The 21,131-nt window shown below is 65.3% G+C and carries 16 protein-coding genes and 1 tRNA gene; 10 read left to right on the forward strand and 7 right to left on the reverse strand.

Annotated elements, in window-relative coordinates; all coding sequences use genetic code 11:
- The first annotated feature begins 220 nt into the window (after window positions 1-220).
- From QWL29_RS10515 to QWL29_RS10545, 7 genes are all read left to right on the forward strand, one after another.
- Window positions 221-1,096 carry a hydrolase 1, exosortase A system-associated gene (locus QWL29_RS10515; RefSeq protein ID WP_305822839.1) on the forward strand — a complete coding sequence of 292 codons (876 nt, stop codon included), beginning with the start codon at window positions 221-223 and terminating at the stop codon, window positions 1,094-1,096.
- Window positions 1,097-1,189: 93 nt separating this feature from the next.
- Window positions 1,190-1,945: a molybdate ABC transporter substrate-binding protein gene (modA, locus tag QWL29_RS10520; RefSeq protein WP_305822871.1), complete on the forward strand. Its 756-nt coding sequence runs from the start codon at window positions 1,190-1,192 to the stop codon at window positions 1,943-1,945.
- Between the two features lie 19 nt (window positions 1,946-1,964).
- Window positions 1,965-2,636 carry a molybdate ABC transporter permease subunit gene (modB, locus tag QWL29_RS10525; protein WP_305822840.1) on the forward strand — a complete coding sequence of 224 codons (672 nt, stop codon included), beginning with the start codon at window positions 1,965-1,967 and terminating at the stop codon, window positions 2,634-2,636.
- A gap of 22 nt (window positions 2,637-2,658) precedes the next feature.
- Window positions 2,659-3,348, forward strand: a complete 690-nt coding sequence (locus tag QWL29_RS10530; RefSeq protein WP_305822841.1) for an ATP-binding cassette domain-containing protein — start codon at window positions 2,659-2,661, stop codon at window positions 3,346-3,348.
- The gene (locus QWL29_RS10535; RefSeq protein WP_305822842.1) at window positions 3,345-4,160 is read left to right on the forward strand and encodes a TOBE domain-containing protein; all 816 of its coding nucleotides are present in this window, start codon (window positions 3,345-3,347) and stop codon (window positions 4,158-4,160) included. The genes QWL29_RS10530 and QWL29_RS10535 overlap by 4 nt, the downstream gene beginning before the upstream one ends.
- Window positions 4,161-4,463: 303 nt before the next feature.
- Window positions 4,464-5,573: a hypothetical protein gene (locus QWL29_RS10540; RefSeq protein WP_305822843.1), complete on the forward strand. Its 1,110-nt coding sequence runs from the start codon at window positions 4,464-4,466 to the stop codon at window positions 5,571-5,573.
- A complete protein-coding gene (locus QWL29_RS10545) occupies window positions 5,566-6,525 on the forward strand; it encodes an AAC(3) family N-acetyltransferase (RefSeq protein WP_305822844.1) in 960 nt (319 codons plus the stop codon). The genes QWL29_RS10540 and QWL29_RS10545 overlap by 8 nt, the downstream gene beginning before the upstream one ends.
- Window positions 6,526-6,537: 12 nt before the next feature.
- Here the strand turns inward: QWL29_RS10545 and QWL29_RS10550 are convergent, their stop codons facing one another.
- From QWL29_RS10550 to QWL29_RS10575, 6 genes are all read right to left on the reverse strand, one after another.
- Window positions 6,538-7,965, reverse strand: coding sequence for a right-handed parallel beta-helix repeat-containing protein (locus QWL29_RS10550; protein WP_305822845.1), 1,428 nt, complete (start codon window positions 7,963-7,965; stop codon window positions 6,538-6,540).
- Window positions 7,962-9,323, reverse strand: coding sequence for a PEP-CTERM-box response regulator transcription factor (gene prsR / locus QWL29_RS10555; protein ID WP_305822846.1), 1,362 nt, complete (start codon window positions 9,321-9,323; stop codon window positions 7,962-7,964). Before prsR ends, QWL29_RS10550 begins: the two co-directional genes overlap by 4 nt.
- 27 nt (window positions 9,324-9,350) lie before the next feature.
- Window positions 9,351-11,444: an XrtA/PEP-CTERM system histidine kinase PrsK gene (prsK, locus tag QWL29_RS10560; RefSeq protein WP_305822847.1), complete on the reverse strand. Its 2,094-nt coding sequence runs from the start codon at window positions 11,442-11,444 to the stop codon at window positions 9,351-9,353.
- A gap of 63 nt (window positions 11,445-11,507) precedes the next feature.
- Window positions 11,508-12,911, reverse strand: a complete 1,404-nt coding sequence (locus QWL29_RS10565) for a TIGR03013 family XrtA/PEP-CTERM system glycosyltransferase (protein WP_305822848.1) — start codon at window positions 12,909-12,911, stop codon at window positions 11,508-11,510.
- A gap of 34 nt (window positions 12,912-12,945) precedes the next feature.
- On the reverse strand, window positions 12,946-13,992 hold the full coding sequence (locus QWL29_RS10570; protein WP_305822849.1) for an SDR family oxidoreductase: 1,047 nt from the start codon (window positions 13,990-13,992) through the stop codon (window positions 12,946-12,948).
- A gap of 117 nt (window positions 13,993-14,109) precedes the next feature.
- Window positions 14,110-15,399, reverse strand: a complete 1,290-nt coding sequence (locus tag QWL29_RS10575; RefSeq protein WP_305822850.1) for a nucleotide sugar dehydrogenase — start codon at window positions 15,397-15,399, stop codon at window positions 14,110-14,112.
- A gap of 468 nt (window positions 15,400-15,867) precedes the next feature.
- Here QWL29_RS10575 and QWL29_RS10580 point away from each other — a divergent pair, with 468 nt between their 5' ends.
- On the forward strand, window positions 15,868-16,953 hold the full coding sequence (locus QWL29_RS10580; protein WP_305822851.1) for a GNAT family N-acetyltransferase: 1,086 nt from the start codon (window positions 15,868-15,870) through the stop codon (window positions 16,951-16,953).
- A gap of 125 nt (window positions 16,954-17,078) precedes the next feature.
- On the opposite strand, the gene QWL29_RS10585 is transcribed toward QWL29_RS10580, so the two are convergent.
- Window positions 17,079-17,154: transfer RNA gene (locus QWL29_RS10585), tRNA-Arg, on the reverse strand.
- Window positions 17,155-17,372: 218 nt separating this feature from the next.
- On the opposite strand from QWL29_RS10585, the gene QWL29_RS10590 reads away from it, so the two are divergent.
- A complete protein-coding gene (locus QWL29_RS10590) occupies window positions 17,373-18,290 on the forward strand; it encodes a c-type cytochrome (RefSeq protein ID WP_305822852.1) in 918 nt (305 codons plus the stop codon).
- A gap of 366 nt (window positions 18,291-18,656) precedes the next feature.
- The gene (locus QWL29_RS10595) at window positions 18,657-21,101 is read left to right on the forward strand and encodes an RIFT barrel domain-containing protein (RefSeq protein WP_305822853.1); all 2,445 of its coding nucleotides are present in this window, start codon (window positions 18,657-18,659) and stop codon (window positions 21,099-21,101) included.
- Window positions 21,102-21,131 lie beyond the last annotated feature (30 nt).

Consider the following 21,131-nt stretch of genomic DNA (forward strand, 5'->3'; position numbering starts at 1 on the left):
GCCATGGCTGCGTTGCCTCGTCTCGCCGTACGCTCGTACTGTCTTCGACTCGGCGCCTTGCCCTGACGATTTATTCACACGCCCTGAGCCACCATGACGATGCCTGAAGAACGCGCCCTTTCCTTCGCCTGCGGCGACGCCTGGCTGTACGGCATTGTCAGCCTGCCCGCCCCGGCAAGCACGGCGCCTGCGCGCGGCNATTCACACGCCCTGAGCCACCATGACGATGCCTGAAGAACGCGCCCTTTCCTTCGCCTGCGGCGACGCCTGGCTGTACGGCATTGTCAGCCTGCCCGCCCCGGCAAGCACGGCGCCTGCGCGCGGCGTGCTGGTCGTGGTCGGCGGCCCGCAATACCGCGCCGGCAGCCACCGCCAGTTCACCCTGCTGGCGCGCGACCTGGCCGCGGCCGGCGTGCCGGCGATGCGCTTCGACTACCGCGGCATGGGCGACAGCGAGGGAGACCTGCGCAGCTTCGACGATGTGGGCGACGACCTGCGCGCGGCGATCGACCGCTTCTTCCTCGAAGTGCCGGGCATGCGGGAAGTGGTGCTCTGGGGCCTGTGCGACGGCGCCTCGGCCGCCGCCATGTATGCCCCCGGGGATGCGCGCGTGGCCGGACTGGTGCTGCTCAATCCCTGGGTGCGCACCGAGGAAGGCGCGGCGCGCGCCACCATCAAGCACTACTACCGCGCGCGCCTGTTCGATGCACGCCTGTGGAAAAAGGTCACCAGCGGCCGGTTCGACGTGAAAGCCTCGGTGCGCGGCCTGTGGCAGGACCTGGGCAAGGCCTTACGGCCGCGTCAGGACACCGGCAAGGGCAGCGGCGTGGCCGCACCGGCGCATGCTCCGCTGCCCGAGCGCATGCAGGCCGCACTGACCCGGTTCGGCGGCCGCGTGCTGGTGGTGCTGAGCGGCGCCGACCTCACGGCCCAGGAATTCGCCGACCTGTCGGCGCGCCCCGGCGCCTGGCAACAGCTGCTGGGGGCGCCGCGCTTCACGCGCCAGAAGATCGACAAGGCCGACCACACCTTCTCGCGCCGGCCCTGGCAAGACCAGGTGTCAAGCTGGACCCGCGACTGGCTGCGCTCGTGGTAAGCGCCCTGCTCATCGGCACGGAGCGCAATATACGGAAGTACATAACGCTGCTAAACTGTCGGGAATAACCCATTTCCTGGAGGATTCCCCGTGCTGGCTTCCCTTACCCGCCGTCTCTTCGCCGCCGCCGCCCTGGTCGCGGCCAGCGGTCTCGTCCAGGCCGCCGAGATCACCGTGTCGGCCGCGGCCAGCCTGACCGACGCCTTCAAGGAAATCGCCCAGGGCTACGAAGCCGCCCACCCCGGCAGCAAGGTGCTGCTGAACTTTGCCGCCTCGGGCGCCCTGCTGCAGCAGATGGCCAAGGGCGCGCCGGTCGACGTGTTCGCCTCGGCCGACCAGGAAACCATGGATGCGGCGGTCAGCCAGAAACTGGTGCTGCCGCGCGAGCGCGTGAATTTCGTGCGCAACACCCTGGTGCTGGTGGTACCAAACGACAGCACCCTGGCCATCAGGCGCCTCGACGACCTGCGCCAGGAAAAAGTCACGCGCCTGGCGGTCGGCAACCCGGCCAGCGTGCCGGCCGGCCGCTACACCCAGGACGCGCTCGAGGCCGCCAAGTTGTGGGCGCCGCTGGGCCCGAAGATGATCATGACCCAGAACGTGCGCCAGGCGCTCGACTACGTGGCGCGCGGCGAGACCGAGGCCGGCTTCGTCTATGGTTCCGACGCCATCGCCTTCAAGAGCAAGGTGAAGGTTGCGCTGGACGTGCCGCTGGCCACGGCGATCAGCTACCCGATCGCCGCCACCGCCGGCGCGAAGGATGGCGCCGAAGCGCGCCGCTTCGTCGCCTGGGTCCAGGCCCCGGCGGCCCAGGCCGTGCTGGCCCGCTACGGCTTCCTGAAGCCTTGATCGCTGTTCCCGCGCGCCGATGCACCCGACCTGGACCGCCCTCGCCCTGTCGCTGAAAGTCGCCTGCTGGGCCACCGCGATTGCGCTGGTGCTGGGGGTGGCGGTCGGCTTCCTGCTGGCGCGGCGCCGCTTTTCGGGGCGCGAACTGCTGGACACGATCCTGACCCTGCCGATGGTGATGCCGCCCACCGTGCTCGGCTACTACCTGCTGGTGCTGCTGGGCCGCAAGGGCTGGATCGGCCAGGGCCTGCAGGACTGGTTCGGCATCAACCTGATCTTCACCTGGCAAGGCGCCGTGATCGCCGCGGCGATTGTCGCCTTCCCGCTGGTGTTCAAGCCGGCGCGCGCCGCCTTCGAGACAGTCGACGGCCGCCTGGAAGACGCCGCGCGCGTGCTCGGCATCTCGGAAGCGGCGCTGTTCCTGCGCGTGACCCTGCCGCTGGCCTGGCGCGGCATCCTAGCCGGCGCCCTGCTCGCCTTTGCGCGCGCGATGGGCGAATTCGGCGCCACGCTGATGGTGGCCGGCAGCATCCCCGGGCGCACCCAGACCCTGTCGATCGCCGTCTACGAGGCAGTGCAGGCCGGGCAGGAGGACATCGCCAACACCCTGGTCCTGATCACCTCGGCGGTGTGCATCGCCGTGCTGCTGACCGCGGGACGCCTGGCGCCGGGCCGCGTGGCGCATCGCTAGCAGCCATCGATACACTACGCGCATGCAGTTCAACCTCGACATCCAGAAAACCCTCCGCTCCGGCAAGCGCAGCTTCCACCTCGACCTGCGCTTGCAGTCGGACAGCCAGCGCCTGGTGATCCTCGGCCCCTCGGGCGCCGGCAAGAGCCAGGCCCTGCGCGCGATCGCCGGCCTGATGCGCCCGGACAGCGGCCGCATCATGGTCGGCGGCGCCGTGCTGTTCGATGCCAGCAAGCACATCGACCTCCAGCCGCAGGCGCGCCGCATGGGCTACCTGTTCCAGGACTATGCCCTGTTCCCGCACCTGAGCGTGCGCCAGAACATCGCCTTCGGCGAAACGCCGGGCTGGCGCAATCCGGGCAGGCAAGCCGGCAGCGAGGCGGTCGAACGCTGGCTCGCCGCCTTCCACCTGGAACACCTGGCGCACCAGCTGCCGGGCGAACTCTCGGGCGGCCAGCGCCAGCGCGTGGCCCTGGCGCGCGCCCTGGTGGCCCAGCCAGCGGCCCTGCTGCTGGACGAACCCTTCGCGGCCCTCGACCCCGACCTGCGCACCGTCCTGCGCGGCGAGCTGGACGCCTTGCAGCGCGCGCTGGGACTGCCGATGATCCTGATCAGCCACGACGTGGCCGACGCCGAGGTGTTCGGCGACCACGTGGTGCGCATGCGCGACGGCGCGCTCGATGCGGCCCTCCCCGGACTGGAGCACACATGACGACACCTGCCGACAAACCCCTGGAACTGCAGGGCGCGCTCTGGCTGACCGCCGGCGGCGAGACCTTCGGCGGCGCCAACCGCCTGACCCTGCTGGCGAAGATCGCCGAGTGCGGCTCGATCACCCAGGCCGCGAAAGCCGCAGGAATGAGCTACAAGGCAGCCTGGGATGCGATCGACACCATGAACAACCTGGCCGGCGAACCGCTGGTCGAACGCGCGGCCGGCGGCAAGGGCGGCGGCGGCACCCGCCTCACCGGCCGCGGCGCCCAGCTGGTGGACAACTTCGCGCGCGTGGAACGGGAACACCGGCGCTTTGTCGAACAACTTGGACGGCAGAGCGGAGCCCTGGCCGACGAATACCTGCTCATCAGGAGAATCAGCATGCGCACCAGCGCCCGTAACCAGTTCCTCGGCAAGGTCGCCTCGGTCAAGACCGGCGCCGTCAACGACGAGATCGCGCTCGACGTCGCCGGCGGCCACCGCATCGTGGCCGTCATCACCCACGGCAGCACCCAGGAACTCGGCCTGCAGCCCGGCGCCGAGGCCTTTGCGCTGATCAAGGCCTCCTCGATCATCCTGGTGGCAGCTGACGAAACGGCGCGCTTCTCGGCGCGCAACCAGCTGCACGGTACGGTTTCGCGGCTCCAACCCGGGGCCGTCAACACCGAGGTCGTGCTCGACCTGGACGGCGGCGTGGCGCTGGCGGCGATCGTCACCAACGACAGCAGCACGGCGCTGGAACTGGCGCCGGACAAGCGCGTGATGGCCATCTTCAAGGCCTCGAGCGTGATCCTGGCTGTGCCAGACTGAGCCTACCAATAAAACTATTAGTCAACAAAATGGCTTGAAAGTAAATACTTATTGCCAATATTGTGGTATTTACGCCCCTAAGCTTCGCTTAAGAAATAAAGTTCCCAACTGCTAGTAATATCTACTTAAAATTTTATTATTAGTAATTTTCCGTAGCAAAATACTTATAAACGCCACTCTTACGGGGGATGGCATCGACTGCGTATGGGGACGCCGTTGCTACAACTACTACGATCGGTAAAACACCAATTTTCGGCCCAAGCGCCGCTTTCCATTCTTGCCAAGGACGAGCTGAAATCGGACATGCTCGGGCTGCCGCGCCATGATCCAGGCGCCGAGGCCGTGATCGCGAGCTGCACCGACTGGCTTTGCATGGCGCAGGACATGTCGGCATCGAACGATGGCGGTGTCGCCCGCGATTTTTCGCTGCAGAAGGGCTGGGCCAGTTCCTATCCCGAGACTACCGGCTACATCATCCCGACCATGATCGCGATGGCGCACCGGAATGGCGACGCCGCCCTGCATGAACGGGCACGCCGCATGCTGGACTGGTGCGTCGCCATCCAGTTCGCGGACGGCGCCTTCCAGGGCGGGAAGATCGATGCCGTGCCGCGCGTTCCGGTGACCTTCAATACCGGCCAGATCCTGATCGGGCTCGCCGCCGGCGCGGCCGAATACGGCGATACGCGCTACCTGGACGCCATGCACCGCGCCGCGTCCTGGCTGCGCGACAGCCAGGATGCCGACGGCTGCTGGCGCAAGTATTCGACGCCGTTTGCCAAGCAGGGCGACAAAGCTTACGAAACCCATGTGTCCTGGGGCCTGTTCGAAGCCGAGCGGGTCGCGCCCGGCCATGGCTACGGCGCCGCCGGCCTGCGCCAAGTGGAGTGGGCCCTGTCCAAGCAGGAGCCGAACGGCTGGTTCGCGGCGAACTGCCTGAACGACGTCGACAATCCCCTGACGCACACCATCGGCTACGTGCTGCGTGGCGTGCTCGAGGGTCATTTGCTATCCGGCCGCGAAGACTTGCTGCAGGCGGCGGTGCGCACCGCGAACAGCCTGACCGGCGCAATCGGCACCGGCGGCTACATGGCCGGCCGCCTAAACCGCAAGTTCGGACCCGCCGCAAAATATGCCTGCCTGACCGGTTCGGTGCAGATCGCCCATTGCTTCTTCCTGCTATACCGGCTGACCGGCGAAGTCCGCTACCTGTCCGCCGGCCAGAAGCTCACTGCCTTCGTGCGCCGCACCGTACGCCTCGAAGGCAACGACGGCCGGAGCGGTGGCGTCAAGGGTTCGTATCCGGTGAACGGCGAGTACGGCCAGTGGCAATACCTGAATTGGGCCGCCAAGTTCTGCATCGACGCCAATCTGCTCGAGGTCGAACTGACCGGCAGCGACAGCCATGCTTGAGTCGCTCAAGAAGCGAATCAAGGCCATGCTGGAAAGCGTGCGCCGGCGCCGCAACGAACGGCAGATCCGCCAGTCGGGGCGCCGCGTCACGCGTGCGGAACTGGCGCGCGACCTGGCGCGCATGGGCGTTGCCCGCGGCGACACGCTGTTCGTCCACTCCTCGCTGAAAAGCCTTGGCTATGTCGACGGCGGTGCGGCGGCGGTGGTCGGCGCTTTGCAGGACGCGGTCGGGCCGGAAGGCACCCTGCTCGTGCCGACCTATTACCTGCCTGCCGGCACGGTCAAGGCCACCTGCGAGATGGAAGGCTATGTCTTCGATCCGAAGCGCCATGGGACCAACATGGGGCGCCTGCCGGAGGCCTTCCTGGCCCGGGCGGCGACCCACCGCAGCATGCACCCGACCCACTCGGTATCGGCCTGGGGCCGCCAGGCGCAGTACCTGACCGAAGCCCACCACCAGGCGCCGTCGATCTTCGGCCAGGGTTCGCCCTGGCAGCGCTTCGTCGGCATCGAGGGCGCCAAGGTGCTGGGGCTGGGCGTGTCGATGGGGCCGGTGACCTTCTACCATGTGCTCGAGGATGCGCTCGGCGACGCCTTCCCGGTGCCGGTCTGGGAAGAACGCGGCTACCGCCTGGCCTGCTTGGACCAGGAAGGACGGCGCTGCGAGGTGCCGGTGCGGCCGTTCGCACGCGCCCTCTCGGCGCTGCGGATCGATTATCCGGGGCGCGAGGACCTGCGCGCTTACTTCCGCGCAGAGTTCGAGCGTGCCGGGCTGCGCGTGAACGGCCAGGTGGGCGATGCGCAGGCATGGTTTATCCCGGCCCAGGCCTTCTTCGACCACCTGCAGCGTCTCGCCACCGAGAACATCACGATCTATTCCACGCCCGAACAGTTGGCGGCGCGGCCGCTGGCGGCGGGCACGGCAGCTGCAGCTGCAGCGCGTGCGCTGTAATTCCTTCCGGCGCTAGCGCGGCGCAGCATCCTTCACGCAAGCGGCGAAATCCTGGAACGCGCCATATGCCGGCACCCTGCCCCACGGCCGGCCGCACAGGTCGGGGCCGGGCGCGGCGCCGCCCGTGCGCACCGGCGCATCGCCGCGCCAGCGCAAGTCGAAGCTGGCCGTATCCCTGAACAGCGCCCGCTGCGGATGCCGCCCCAGGTACAGCTGCCAGATCGGCGTCACCAGGTTGTCGCCCAGGCGCAGGCTGCCGCCAGCGTCGCTGCGGATGGTGCCGTCGACCAGGTTGCCGTCCAGGGCCGCACTGCTGGTGGCGAAGCGTACCTGCACCCCGGCCGTGTCGAGGATCGTGTTGTCGACGATGCGCGCACCCGCCGCACTGTTCAGGTAGATGCCTACGTCCGAGCAGCCGGCGACCAGGTTGGCGCGCATGATGCCTTCGTCGTGCTCGGTGATGCATTGGCGGTCGCGGCAATACGGCTTGCCGGTGCCGCCGCCGCCGAACGACAAGCCGACGCGCTGCCCCGGCTCGCCCAGCAGCGCTTCCTCGCACAGCACCACGTTGCGCTCGAACACCGTGCGCTGGGCGCCGCCCTTGGCAAAGGCGCCATAGCTGATGCGGTCGCCGCCGGCCTTGACGAAGTCGCGGATGATGTTGGCGCGCACGGTCCAGTCGCTGGCGCCGACCAAGTCGATCGGCGTCACCGGCTTGCCAGTGCGCCGCGCGGCCGTGTTGGACAGGGTGTTCGCTTCGATCAGGCCGAAGTCGGGGAACACGCCCTTCTCGCCATTGATCTTGAAGTGGGCATTGAAGTCGCCCAGCGTGTTGTTGCGGGCGACAAAATGGTGGGCCCGGCCGACCACGTGGAAGGCGTGCTGGCAGTTGTCGTCGTAGCGGCAGGCGCCGCGCAGCGTGAGGTTCTCGAAGCGCCAGTAGGGCGCCGACACCGAGAAGCCTTCGGCGGCGTCGAAACGGATCTCCACCGTGCCCGGGCGCGCGGCGCGCACCACGATCGGCGCGGTTTCCAGGCCGGGACGGCTGGCGAACAGGGTGCCCTTCACGGTGTACGTCCCGGCCAGGAAGGTAATGACGTCGCCGGGGACGGCGCCGGCCAGCGCGCGCCGCGCTTCCTCGACCGAGGCGACCAGGCGCTCGTTGCCGCCGGCCGCGAGCAGCGCCTGCGGCTGGGCGCCGACAGGCAGCGGCGGCATGGCCTGGCGCAGGTAGCTGCCGCGGTCCAGGCGCAGCAAGGCCGCTGCCGTCAAGCGGCCGGCGCCTTCGATGAACTGGTTATGCCCGCCCGTCCGGTGCAGCAGGTACGGCGCCAGCGCGCGCGGCGCCACGCCTTGCGATTGCAAAAACGCCAGCGCGCCGGCCACGGCGCCCACGAACAGCAGCGCCAGCAGCGCCAGTGCGCCAGCCAGGCGCTTCACGGTCCGGTCTTGATGTTATGGCGGCTCATCAGGTCGTACATGGTCGGGCGGCTGATGCCGAGGATCTCGGAGGCCTTGACGATATTCCCGTCCACCCGCGCCAGCGCTTTCACGATGGCCTTGTACTCGGCTTCGTCGCGCACCTGGCGCAGATTGATCGGTTCTTCTTCCAGTGCCTCGCCCGGCAGGCCCAGGTCGTCCGCAACGATGGTGTTCCCGTCGGCCATGATGACCGCGCGCTTGATGTAGTTTTCCATCTCGCGCACGTTGCCCGGCCAGTTGTAGGCCTCGATGGCGGCGATCGCATCCGGCGCGAAATGCAGCGACGGGCGCGACTCGGCGGCGCAGAACTTGTTCTTGAAGTGGTGCGCCAGCAGGGCCGCATCGCCTTCGCGCTCGCGCAGCGGCGGAATCGTCACCACGATCTCGGACAGGCGGTAATACAAGTCTTCGCGGAAGCGCCCGGTGGCGCAGAGTTCCTTCAGCTTCTGGTGGGTTGCGCAGACGATGCGCACGTCGACCGGAATCTCTTCGTGGCCGCCGATGCGCTCGATCACGCGCTCCTGCAGGAAGCGCAGCAGCTTGGCCTGCAGCGGCATCGGCAGGTCCCCGACTTCGTCGAGGAAGAAGGTGCCGCCGTGGGCCAGTTCCACCTTGCCCTTGGTCTGCTTGGCCGCGCCGGTAAAAGCGCCCTTCTCGTAGCCGAACAGTTCGGATTCGAGCAGGTTTTCGGGAGTGGCCGCGCAGTTGATCGCCATGAAGCGTTCCTTGGCCCGCGGGCTGAGTGCGTGCACGGCGCGCGCCAGCACTTCCTTGCCGGTGCCGGATTCGCCGAGCAGCATCACGGAGGCCGAGGTCGGCGCCACCTTCTCTACATTGCGGCAGATCTTCAACATGCTCGGCGCGCGCGAGATCACGCCCGACATCGGCGAATCGGCTTGCTGCTGCTGCATGCGGCGGTTTTCCTGCTGCAGCGTGTGCAGGAAGAAGGCGCGCTGGACCACCAAGTTCAATACCTCGGGGTCGCAGGGCTTCTGGTGGAAGTCGTAGGCGCCCAGGCCGATCGCCTTGACGGCATTCGTGTGGTCCTGGTTACCGGTGAGGACGATCACGCGCGTGTCGGGCGCCAGCGCCAGGATCTGCTGCAAGGTCGCCAGGCCTTCGGTCGAGCCGTCCGGATCGGGCGGCAGGCCCAAGTCCATGGTCACCACCGCCGGTTCGTGGCGGCGAATCTGCGCCAGCGCCGCTTCGCGGTCGCCGGCCACGACCACGTCGTAGGCATCCAGGCTCCACTTCAGCTGCTTTTGCAGGCCGGGGTCGTCTTCGATGATCAGGAGTTTCTGTTTGGTCTGTGTCACGGTATTCCTTGTATCTTGCTTTTGCTATCAGGCTGCCCGCTCGAGCAGCGCATCGCGCTGGAAGAGCGGCAGGATGACCTTGAAAGTGGTGCCGCGCAAGGGCTGGCTGCTGACCTCCAGGCGTCCACCCAGCTCGTTGATGTATTCGCGGCTCTCGAACACGCCGATGCCCATGCCGGCCGACTTGGTCGACTCGAAAGGCTTGAACAGGCGCTCGCGGATGAATTCCTCGCTCATGCCTTCGCCGGTATCGGCAATCTCGACCTGCACCGCTTCGCCGGCACGCGCCAGCGCAATGGTGACGCTGCCGTCCTTCGGCGTGGCTTCGATCGCGTTCTGGATCAGGTGGCCGAGCACGCGCTCGAGGCGTTCGCGGTCGGCCAGCACGCGCAGGCCGGCGTCGACTACCCGCAGCTGCGGGCGGGGCTCGAATGCGGCCTTCTGCGCCATCGCCTGGCGCACCACCGTTTCCAGCGGCTGCGGCGCCGGCTTTTCCTCGACATCGATGCGGCTCAGCTTTTGCAGCATCAGGCGCATCTTCTGCACCGACAGCGACACGGTTTCCAGCATGTCGGCCTGGAATTCGGGGTTGTCCTTGTGCTTGGCGGCGTTGGCGTTCATCAGCGACAGCTGCGAGACCAGGTTCTTCAAGTCGTGCACCACGAAAGTGGACATGCGGTTGAAGGACTCGAACTGGCGCGCCACCATCAGCGCGTTCGCTGCTTCCTGCTGCGCCAGGTAGCTGGCGGCCTGGCTGCCGGCGATGTCGAGCAAATCGATCACTTCCCAGTTCAGCTTGATCGGGCTGCGCGCGGTCTGCAGCACCACGAAGCCGAACAGTTTATTCCCCATCATCAGCGGCACCACCAGCCAGCCGCGCGGGTAGTCCTTGAGCCACTGCGGCAGTTCCAGGCCATCGTATTTTTCCGGCTCGGTCACGATTTCGCCGAGGTCGATCACCCACTGCGTGCGCTCCAGGAAGCGGCACAGCGCCGAGTCGCCCGGTTCCTTGACGTCGACTTCCGGCCCCTGCCAGTTGGCGGCGGGTTCGTAGGAGCCCACGCCGTCAGCTCCCCCTTCGCGGCGCTGCCACAGCTGCCCGCCCGGGCTTTCGACCAGCGCCGCCACGGCCTGGATGGCGCGCTCGCCGAGATTCTCGCCCCCATTCGACAGGGTGCGCGTAAACCGCATCCACTCTTCGCGGTAGTCGTAGCCGTAGCTATAGAAATGCTTGCTGATGAAGACTTTCAGCCAGGCGCGGAAGGTGCCCGAGAACAGGATCCCCGCCAGCAGCAGCAAGGCGCCGAACAGGAAGGTCACCTGCATCACCGTGCCCCAGCTGCCGCCAAAATAACGCAGGTAGTAGCCGGCCGAGCCCATGGCCAGCAGGTAGATGGCGGAACCGAACAGCGCGGCCGAGTGGAACATGGCGCGGCGCGACACCGCCAGCGGCGAACTCCAGGATTTGGCGCGCCGCATCGAGATCGCGATCAGCGGCACCGTCAGGGCATTGACCACGCCGCGCGCGGCCCAGATGTCCGGGTCGACTTCGCGGAACAGCATCGCGTGGCTGTACAAATAAAAATCGTAGGCGAACATCCCGCCGATGGCCAGGCAGACGAACTTGATGGCCCAGCGTTCCTGCGCCGTCTTGTTGCGGTAGGCCTGCTCCACCAGCAGCATGCCGCCCACGGCCTGGGCCACGCGCGCCGTTACCGGCAGCACCGAGTCGAGCAGGGACAGGTCCCAGTAGCCGGCAAAGGCGGCGCCCAGCGCCAGCAGGTAGCAGACGGCGGCCACGAACAGCGCGGGGCGCAGGCCGAACGGCAGGCGGCTGCCCTTCTGATGGTAGTCGCCGAGCAGCACCACCAGGAACAGCGACCAGGCGGCATTGCGCGCCACTTCCATGGCGTCGCTCAGATCGGTCCAGAGCATGCGGTCGAACGCGGCTGAGGCCAGCGCCGCGGCCCACAGCGCCGTGGCGACGCAGGCCAGGGTCAGCACGGGGCCGTAGGCGCGCCTGCGCCAGCCGGTCAGCAGCGGCACGGCAAGCGCCACGAAGCCGATGGCGGCAACGCCATAGCTGAACGCGGCGATACTGGTCAGGGAAACACTATCCATGGTCTGGGAGGGCCGAAAAAAGCCGATCCCGGCCGGAGCCGGGACAGGTCGAACCGCAAACGCTTAACGGCCGCTGCGGAACAGCACTACCTTGAGCGTGTCGATCAGGATCAGGAAGTCGAGGAACAGGCTGTTGTTCTTCACGTAATACAGGTCGTACTGCAGCTTTTGCAGCGCGTCCTCGGCCGAGGAGCCGTAGCCGTAGCGCACCTGGGCCCAGCCGGTGATGCCCGGCTTGATGCTGTGGCGGACATTGTAGTACGGGACCACCTCGATCAGCTGCTCGACGAAGTAAGGACGCTCCGGGCGCGGACCCACGAACGACATCTCGCCCTTGAACACGTTCAGGATCTGCGGCAGCTCGTCGATCCGGGTCTTGCGCATGAAGTTGCCGACGCGCGTGACGCGCGGGTCGTTCTGCGCGGCCCACTGCGGCTTGCCGCTCTTTTCGGCATCGGCGCGCATGCTGCGGAATTTATGGACGAAGAAGCTCCTGCCGTCCTTGCCGACGCGCTCCTGCGAATAGAAGATCGGGCCGCGGTCTTCCAGCCGCACGGCCAGCGCCGCCAGCAGCATGATCGGGAAGGTCAGCGCCAGGATCGCGGTACTGCACACCAGGTCGAAGCTGCGCTTCATGAAGATGCGGACGAAACTCTGGTCGAAGCCGCCGCCGAACACCAGCCAGCTGGGCTGGATCGAGTCGACGCGGATCTGGCAAGTCTCGCGCTCGAAGAAGGTGGCGGCGTCGGTCACCTTTACGCCCTGCAGTTTGCAGTCGAGGAGTTCCTTGATCGAGAAGCCGCCGCGGCGGTTCTGCACCGACACCACGATTTCCTGCACGTTGTACTGGCGCGCCAGCTTGACCAGGGAATCGCCCTCGCGCACTTTCAGCAGGCCGCTCTGCGGCACGCACAATTCTTCGCCGGCGCCCGGGATGAACCCGGCGATGTCGTAGCGGTGGTAGCGCGCAGCGCGGTCGGCCAGGTCGGCGCATTCCTTGGCCAGCGAGCCGCCGCCGAGGAACATGATGCGCGACTGCAGGAAGCGCGCCTCGGAGGTCTTGAAGAAGATCATGCGCGCCAGGTAGATGCCAACCGCCGCCAGACCGAACACCAGCAGCAGGATGCCGCGGCCCAGCGACAGCTCCGGCGCGATGTAGAACACCAGGGTCAGGATCAGGAAGCCCATCACGAACGATGGCAGGAGCTTCATCAGGAAGGGGTGGCGCAGGCCATCCTCGAAGTCGAGCTGGTACATGCCCATCGCGCTCATGCTGAACACGATGGCCAGGGCAAAGGCGACGGCCGAGGTAAAGAAATGGTCGAGCGGCGGCAGGGTCACGCCGCTGCCGACGTCCATGTAGCGCAGGGCCGCGCCGGCGTAGGCGGCGCCGAGCAGCACCAGCACTTCCACGACCAGCAGTACGGAAACGATCTTCGACACGTAGTGGTTAGAGATTCTAAACACGTCAGCCCTCCAGTTCTTCTTGCTTTCTTCTTGCTTATTCGGATACCGCTTGCGAGCCCTGCAGGTCGCGGACATACCAGTCCATGGCTTGCCGCAGGCCTTCGTCGATACGGTGCGTGGGCGCATAGCCCAGCAGCGTTGCCGCCTTCGTGATGTCGGCCTGCGAGTGGCGCACGTCGCCACGGCGGAAGTCGACGTATTCCGGGCGGTGCGCTCCCACGTGCGGGAAGCGCTCGGCCAGCAGGCTGCGCATCATCGCGTACAGTTCGTTCAGGCTGGTGCGTTCGTTGAGCGCCACGTTGTACACCGCGTTGGCTGCTTCGGCCGGGGCCAGCGCGGCGAGCAGGTTTGCCTGCACCACGTTGTCGATGTAGCAAAAATCGCGGCTGGTTTCGCCGTCGCCGTTGATGCGCAGCGGCGCATTGCGGATCAGCGCGGCCACCCACTGCGGGATCACGGCGGCGTATGCGCCGTTCGGATCCTGGCGCGGGCCGAACACGTTGAAGTAACGCAGGCCAATCGACTCCATGCCATAGGTACGGCCGAACACGTTCGCGTACAGCTCGTTTACATACTTGGTCACGGCGTACGGCGACAGCGGATTGCCGATCACGTCTTCCACCTTCGGCAGGGCCGGGTGGTCGCCATAAGTCGAGCTCGAGGCGGCGTAGACGAAGCGACGGACTTTCGCGTCGCGGGCGGCAACCAGCATGTTCAGGAAACCGGTGACATTCGTTTCATTCGTGGCAATCGGATCGTCGATCGAACGTGACACCGAGCCGAGCGCGGCCTGGTGCAGCACGAAGTCTACGCCCTCGCATGCCAGCGCACAGTCTGCTTTGTTGCGAATATCGCCTTCGATGAAATTAAATTTCATCCAGGCGTCATTTGTGACAGATTCTTTCACCTGCTCCAGGTTGCGACGATGCCCGGTCGCGAAATTGTCGAGCCCGGTCACGCGCTGGCCGAGCGCGAGCAGCGCTTCCACCAGGTTCGAGCCGATGAAGCCGGCGGCGCCGGTGACCAGCCAGTGGTGGCTGTGCTGGCCTAGATGCTGCCTTACGTCTTGAATCTTATTCACAGTTTTCCGAACACTTTCTCGATTGCGCGGTATAAAACATGAGCTGCCGTGGCCCGGTGTACCGGGCGCAGGCGACAAAGCCGCCCGGCGAGGGCGGCCCTGTCGTGGCCTAGTTTGTTACAGGCGCCAGACGCAGTAGCCCGCTTCCTTCAGCGCCGCTTCGTCGAACAGCGACTTGACGTCGATGAAGCAGCCGCCGTCGTTCAGCTTGGCCTGGAAGTCGGTCAGCGACAGCGCCAGCACTTCCTTGTGCGGCACGGCGGCGATCAGGGCATCGGCCTTCGGCAGGCTGTCCCAGGATTCCAGCTTGATGCCGTACTCGTGCTCGGCTTCGGCGCTTTCGGCCAGCGGGTCGTAGACGTGGACGTCGACGCCGTAGCTTTCCAGCTCATGGACGATGTCGGCCACTTTCGAGTTGCGCAGGTCCGGGCAGTTTTCCTTGAAGGTCAGGCCGATGACGTTGACTTTCGCGCCCTTCACCTGGAAGCCCGAGGAAATCATCGACTTCACAGTTTTTTCAGCAACAAACTTGGCCATGCCGTCGTTGATGCGGCGGCCCGCCAGGATCACTTGCGGGTGGTAGCCGACCATCTCGGCCTTGTGCGTCAGGTAGTAGGGATCGACGCCGATGCAGTGGCCGCCAACCAGGCCCGGACGGAACGGCAGGAAGTTCCACTTGGTGCCGGCCGCTTTCAGCACTTCCAGCGTATCGATGCCAATCTTGTCGAAAATGATCGCAAGTTCGTTCATCAGCGCGATATTCAGGTCGCGCTGGGTGTTCTCGATGACCTTCGCCGCTTCCGCAACCTTGATGCTGGACGCGCGATGCACGCCGGCGGTGATCACCGATTCGTACAGCTGGGCGATCTGTTCCAGCGATTCGTCGTCGTCGCCCGACACGACCTTCAGGATCGTGGTCAGCGTGTGTTCCTTGTCGCCCGGATTGATGCGTTCAGGCGAGAAGCCGACGTGGAAATCGTCCTTCCACTTCAGGCCCGAATGCTTTTCGAGCAGCGGAATGCAGACTTCCTCGGTGGCGCCCGGGTACACGGTCGATTCGAAGACGACGATCGCGCCCTTCTTCATGTTCTTGCCGACCGTGGTGCTGGCGCCGATCAGCGGGGTAAAGTCCGGATTGTGGGCGATGTCGACCGGGGTCGGCACGGCCACCACCACGTAATCGGCCTCGGCCAGCATGGCCGGGTCGGTAGTCACTTCCAGCTGGCTGGCCGAGCGCAGCTGCTCGGTCGAAACTTCGCCAGTCGGGTCAATAAATTGTTTGTAGTTCTCGATTTTGGCTGCCGACAGGTCGAAACCGATCGTTCTTACCTTTTTGCCGAACTCTACTGCCAGTGGCAGTCCGACGTAACCCAGTCCAACTACTGCGACGACCTGATCTGCTTTCATTATCAGCTTCCGTTATCGAATAAAGTTTTGCTATTATACTAATTTTTAATATAGCATGGAAACAGGAGGCGCCTCAATACAGGGTTCCTGTTTGTAGAATACCAACAACAGACGTTACTCAACGGTGTTGTTTTTGCATCTGAACGCTTCCCAAGGCTCCCGTTCCATGCATGCTGGATGAACTTGCCTGAAACATGGCGACTGTGCCGGACGATGCGCGACCGGGCGCCGATGTCTGCTGTTCTTGTTGCGTGTCTGTGCAGGCTCGCTGCAGCGGCCAGGCGATTCGCTCTCCGCAGGGCACCATGCAATATTAGCATTTTCTGATAAACAAGTTCCGTAAGAAAATGAATCGTGCGCAGGCCACACTTTTGCGCGTCCTGGCCGGAAAGAAGTTGTCAATCGTATACAATCTGGCGCGATCAATCATGCACCGCCAGAAACGCCCGGTGCACACAGGAGCAGCGCTTGAACGACCTTGAATTCTCCTATCTCAGCCTTGATACCCTCGGTAACGACGCGCTCGACGCCTTTGCCCGTGCCCATCCCGACGGCAGCGCCTACCACCTGGCGGCCTGGCGCCGTGCGGTGGCCGATGCCTATGGCTACGTGGGCCAGGCCCTGGTGGCGCGCCGTGATGGCCAGCTGCTTGGATTCCTGCCATTGTCCGCGGTCAAGCGCCCTCTCGGACGGCCGCGCTGGATCTCGCTCCCCTTCTGCGACCTGGGCGGCCCGCTGGCCGAGTCGCTGGAGGTGAGCCAGGCGCTGGCGGCGCGGGCGCGGATGGACATCGGCGGCGCCCGTGCCAGCGGACTGGAGCTGCGCTGCTCGCATGAGGATGCGCTCGACGAAGCGGCGCTGGCCGGCCGCAAGGTGCGCATGCTGCTCAGCCTGCCCGACAGTGCGGCGGCCCTGATGCAGAGTTACCCGCCGAAACTGCGCAGCCAGGTGCGCAAGGCGGAAAAGAACGGGCTGACTTCGGAAGTGGCGAGCGGCGCGTCGGCGGTGGCCGAGTTCTACGATGTATACAGCCGCAACATGCGCCGCCTCGGCAGCCCGCCGCACAGCCGCGCCTGGTTCGACGCGATCGACCGCCACTACAGCGCGGCCGGCGACATGCTCATCGTCATCGTGCGCCACGAAGGCAAGGCGGTCGGCGCCGGCTGGGTGCTGCTATGCGGCGACAAGGCCGTAATCCCCTGGGCCTCGACCCTGGCCGACTACAACCCGCTGGCGCCGAACATGCTGCTGTACTGGACGATCCAGTCGCAATTGTGCGAGCGCGGCGTGCGCCAGTTCGACTTCGGCCGCTCGACCTATGGCGAGGGGACCTATAAATTCAAGAAGCAATGGGGTGCGCTGCCGGTGGCGCTCGACTGGCGCGAGTGGGATGGGGAAGGCGTGGCCTTGCATGCCGCGCCGATTGCCGTGCCGGGCGCCGGCGGCAGCATCAAGTCGAACCTGCGGCCGATGATCGAGAGTGCGTGGCAGAAGCTGCCGCTGGCGGTGACGAATAGCCTGGGACCGCGGTTGAGGCGGTATATCACGCTCTGACCGGCGGCCGCTTATATCTATTTATATAGTTGCCAACAGCGGCAGCATGGCGGCTTGCGCGCACAGGGCGCATGGTCATGGCACACAACAAGGGAGGAAAGCAGGACGAGGCAGGATGCGTCAGGTGGTGCGGCTGGCTGGAATCGAACCAGCGACCCTTGGCTTCGGAGGCCAATACTCTATCCACTGAGCTACAGCCGCACGGGAAACTCCTGAGCGATGCGAAGGATACAGTCTTTCGCGCGTGGCGTCCACGGAAAGTGTCGCGCCGTGCCTTCTGCATATGCCATGCGGCATCTTTTGGGACTATAATCGCCCGTTGGCGGCCTTTGCAAAAATGTCATGCAAGAAGCGTAAGCGCCGGACGGAACCAAGTTGCAAGTCTAGTGGCAGGTTTTTTTAATCGTATTAAGGAAATCATGAGCGACGCACACAATGAACAATCGTTTATCCGGACCCCCAAGCAGCTCATCGCGGTGGTCGCTGGCTTCTTCCTGGTAATCGTTATCGGCATCATCCTGCTGGTTTCCTTTGTCACCACCGACAAGCTCGAAGGCGCGGGCACCCAGAGCCTGGGCGAAGAAGCCGTCGCGGCGCGCCTGCGCCCGGTGGCCGAGGAAGGCTTCACCCTGGTCGACGCGAACGCCCCGAAAGTGCTGCAGGCCGGCGACGCCGTGTACACCGCCGTGTGCGCCGCCTGCCACAGTGCAGGCGTGGCCGGTGCGCCGAAGGTGGGTGCGGCCGGCGACTGGACTGCCCGCCTGTCCCAGGGCTATGACACCCTGGTGAAACACGCCATCGAAGGCATCCGCGCCATGCCGGCCAAGGGCGGCAACCCGGACCTGGATAACCTCGAAGTCGAACGCGCAGTGGTCTACATGGCCAACCAGAGCGGCGCCAAGTTCAAGGAGCCGGCCGCTCCCGCAGTCCAGGCCGCCGCACCGGCCGCCGGCACGCCAGCCGAAGCCGCTGCTGCCCCCGCAGCCCAGAACGCCGCTACCGCCGCGCCGGTCGCCGGCACGCCAGCGCTTGCGCCGGCAAGTGCGCCTACGCCTGCCCCGGCAGCAGCCCTGGCCGTCGCCAGCGCCGACACCGGCAAGACCCTCTACAACAGCGCCTGCGTGGCCTGCCACGGCGCCGGCATTGCCGGTGCGCCGAAGCTGGCCGACAAGGCAGCCTGGGCGCCGCGCATCCAGCAAGGCACGGCCGTGCTGTACGACCACGCGATCAAGGGGTTCCAGGGCAAGGCCGGCGTGATGCCGCCGAAGGGTGGCGCCAGCGCGCCGGACGCCGACGTCAAGGCAGCCGTCGACTTCATGGTGGCCTCCGCACGCTAAACAAGCGGTACGCGATTGCTAGAGTGATATCTGGTTACACGCGGTCTGGGGCAAAGTCCAGCCAATCCGATTGAGCCAGATTAAGATGCTGGCATCGAAACCGCCTGAAAAGGCGGTTTTTTTATTTTGCTACTGCAAAAAAAGGCAATATAAATACACAGCAAAATCGCTTATTAACCGAATAATGGTCGTGAAAAAAGCGATAAGTTTATGTTGTATTTGGGCGAAATTGTGAACAGGCAGCTTGATTTTGCTGTTCCGAAATTTTGCTTTGGCGTAACCTTCAGGAATTCCACGAGGCAATAATTTGTGCCTCTCAGTAACTTCCTGAAGACTGCCATGACTCTCCCACTCCATACTCTTGCAATGCGAATTGCCGCAATCGCGGCATTCGGTAGCACCCTGGTAGCCTGCGGCGGCGGCGGCGGCGGCTCGGGCTCGAACACCAGCCTGGCCAGCACCTCGGCAAGCATTCCTGCACCCGCAGCGGTCGCCACGCCGGCACCTGAAGCGGCCATTCCGGCCAGCAGCACCGATCCTGAAGCGATCGAACTGACCGAAGAAAATACCGGCAGCAATGCCGCCCCCGAATCCGAGCCGGCAGAAGCCGAAACCACCGTGCCGGCCATCCCTGTCCCGATCGGTACCGGTCCGGTTGCCACGGCGCCAGTCGCTACAGTACCAGTTGGCACCGCACCGGTTGCCGACGTTCCCGCCAGCGGCGCCATCACCGCCCCGATCTCGGGTTCGATCCCGGCGCCCATGCCGGCAGCCATCGCCCCGATCGTTCCAGTTGCAACGCCGGCCCCCAGCTACGCCGTGTACGGCCCGGTCACCGACGTGCGCCTGCAAAACACCGGCACCGCTGCCCAGGCGAATGCGCCGGTCACCTTCGGCCAGGTATTCGCCGCCGGCGACCTGCAGCGCAACGAAATGCTGGTCGGCCGTCTCGACAACGGCACCATGGTCCCGCTGCAGCTCGACGTCAAGGCCAGCCACCTGGACGGTTCGGTACGCCATGCCGTGATCTCGGCCATCCTGCCTGGTCTGGCCATCAACGAAACGCGCACGATGGCGCTGCTGAAGACGAATGCTCCGAACGACCCGGGCAGCATGTCGCCGAAGGCGCTGCTGTCGAACGGCTTTAGCGCATCCGTGCACGCCACGATCAACGGGGTCGAGTATAGGGCTTCGGCGGACGACCTGATCAAGAGCGGCCGGAAATACAACACCTGGCTGTCGGGCGCCGTTGCCAACGAGTGGCAAGTGTCGGCACCGCTGACCAGCGCCACCGGCGTGGAACATCCCCACCTCACCGCCCGCTTCGCGATCCGCTGGTACGACAGCATCAAGAAGGCGCGTGTCGACGTTACCCTGGAAAACAACTGGGCCTACGAGCCGAATCCGAGCAACATCACCTATGACGCCAAGGTCGTGGTACGTGGCCAGGAAATGTATAACAAGCCAGCCCTGACCCACTTCCACCATAGCCGCTGGCGCAAGCTGTTCTGGTGGGGCCAGGCGCCACAGGTGCACGTGCGCCAGAACACTGCCTACCTGATCGCCAGCCGCGCGGTGCCGAATTTCGACCAGAGCGTGGTCACCCCAGAATCGGCCCTCACCGCGCTGATGTCGAAGTGGACCGGCAGCGCCATCGAACCGATGGGCGTGGGCCTGGCCAATCCCTATATGCCGAGCACCGGCGGCCGTAACGATCTGGGCATCATGCCAGGCTGGGCTGCGACCTATTTGCTGAGCATGGATCCGCGCGCCAAGACCGTCACCCTGGGCACGGCCGACCTGGCCGGCAGCTGGTCGGCGCACTACCGCGACAAGAACACGGACCGTCCGGTGAGCCTGATCGACTACCCGTACATGACCGTCCTGGGTACCCCGACGGATACCAAGAATCCGGCTACCAAGCAGCTGGAAGCCTTCCCGAAATGCATGACGGGCGCCAGTTGCACCTCGACCAACGTGCATGACTCGTCGCACCAGCCGGGTTTCGCCTATCTGCCTTACCTGCTGACCGGCGATTACTACTACTTGGAAGAGCTGCAGTTCTGGGCCATGTATAACGTCTTCATGTCGAACCCGGGCTACCGCCAGAACGTCAAGGGCCTGGTGTACCGCGACCAGGTCCGTGGCCAGGCCTGGAGCTTGCGCACCCTGGCAGAGGCGGCCTACATCACGCCGGACAACGACCGCCTGAAGGCGCATTTCACCGGCATCCTGGCGGACAACATGGAGTGGTACAACAACAACTACACGAACAACACCGCTGCGAACGTGTTTGGCGTGATCGACCACATCGGCGCGGTGATCTATAACAGCAAGCGCGGTATCGCACCGTGGCAGGACGACTTCTTCACCTCGGCCATCGGCCACGCGGCGGAACTCGGCTACGACGGCGCCAGAACCTTCCTGGCCTGGAAGGCCAAGGCGCCCGTGCTGCGCATGACCCAGATGTGCTGGATCGACGCCTCCCTGTACTCGATGAACCTGCGCGATTCGGAAACCAGCCCGCTGTACACGACAATGGCGCAAGTGGTGGAAGCTAGCCAGTCGGAAGGCTTCCGTGCCCTGGCCTGCAACAGCTCGGCGATGGCCTCCTTCCTGAAACTGAAAGTGGGAGAGATGACCGGCTACGCATCGAGCGTGGCGGGCTACCCGTCGAACATGCAGCCGGCCTTGGCTTACTCGGTCGACGCCCGCCTGCCGAACGGCGCCGCCGCCTGGACCATGTTCATGGCCCGTACCGTCAAGCCCAACTACGGCCTCAGCCCGCAGTTCGCGATCGTGCCTCGCTAACAAGCCTGCCATAGCCTGCGACAGCCGGGC

It is taken from the genome of Massilia brevitalea (assembly GCF_030711405.1).
Classification (GTDB): domain Bacteria; phylum Pseudomonadota; class Gammaproteobacteria; order Burkholderiales; family Burkholderiaceae_D; genus Telluria; species Telluria brevitalea.

Coding starts and splice junctions, on each gene's coding strand:
- QWL29_RS10590 (WP_305822852.1), top strand. CDS start 17,373: ATGAGCGACGCACACAATGAACAATCGTTTATCCGGACCCCCAAGCAG.
- QWL29_RS10595 (WP_305822853.1), top strand. CDS start 18,657: ATGCGAATTGCCGCAATCGCGGCATTCGGTAGCACCCTGGTAGCCTGC.
- modB (WP_305822840.1), top strand. CDS start 1,965: ATGCACCCGACCTGGACCGCCCTCGCCCTGTCGCTGAAAGTCGCCTGC.
- QWL29_RS10545 (WP_305822844.1), top strand. CDS start 5,566: ATGCTTGAGTCGCTCAAGAAGCGAATCAAGGCCATGCTGGAAAGCGTG.
- QWL29_RS10535 (WP_305822842.1), top strand. CDS start 3,345: ATGACGACACCTGCCGACAAACCCCTGGAACTGCAGGGCGCGCTCTGG.
- QWL29_RS10515 (WP_305822839.1), top strand. CDS start 221: ATGACGATGCCTGAAGAACGCGCCCTTTCCTTCGCCTGCGGCGACGCC.
- QWL29_RS10575 (WP_305822850.1), bottom strand. CDS start 15,399: ATGAAAGCAGATCAGGTCGTCGCAGTAGTTGGACTGGGTTACGTCGGA.
- QWL29_RS10540 (WP_305822843.1), top strand. CDS start 4,464: ATGCTCGGGCTGCCGCGCCATGATCCAGGCGCCGAGGCCGTGATCGCG.
- prsK (WP_305822847.1), bottom strand. CDS start 11,444: ATGGATAGTGTTTCCCTGACCAGTATCGCCGCGTTCAGCTATGGCGTT.
- QWL29_RS10530 (WP_305822841.1), top strand. CDS start 2,659: ATGCAGTTCAACCTCGACATCCAGAAAACCCTCCGCTCCGGCAAGCGC.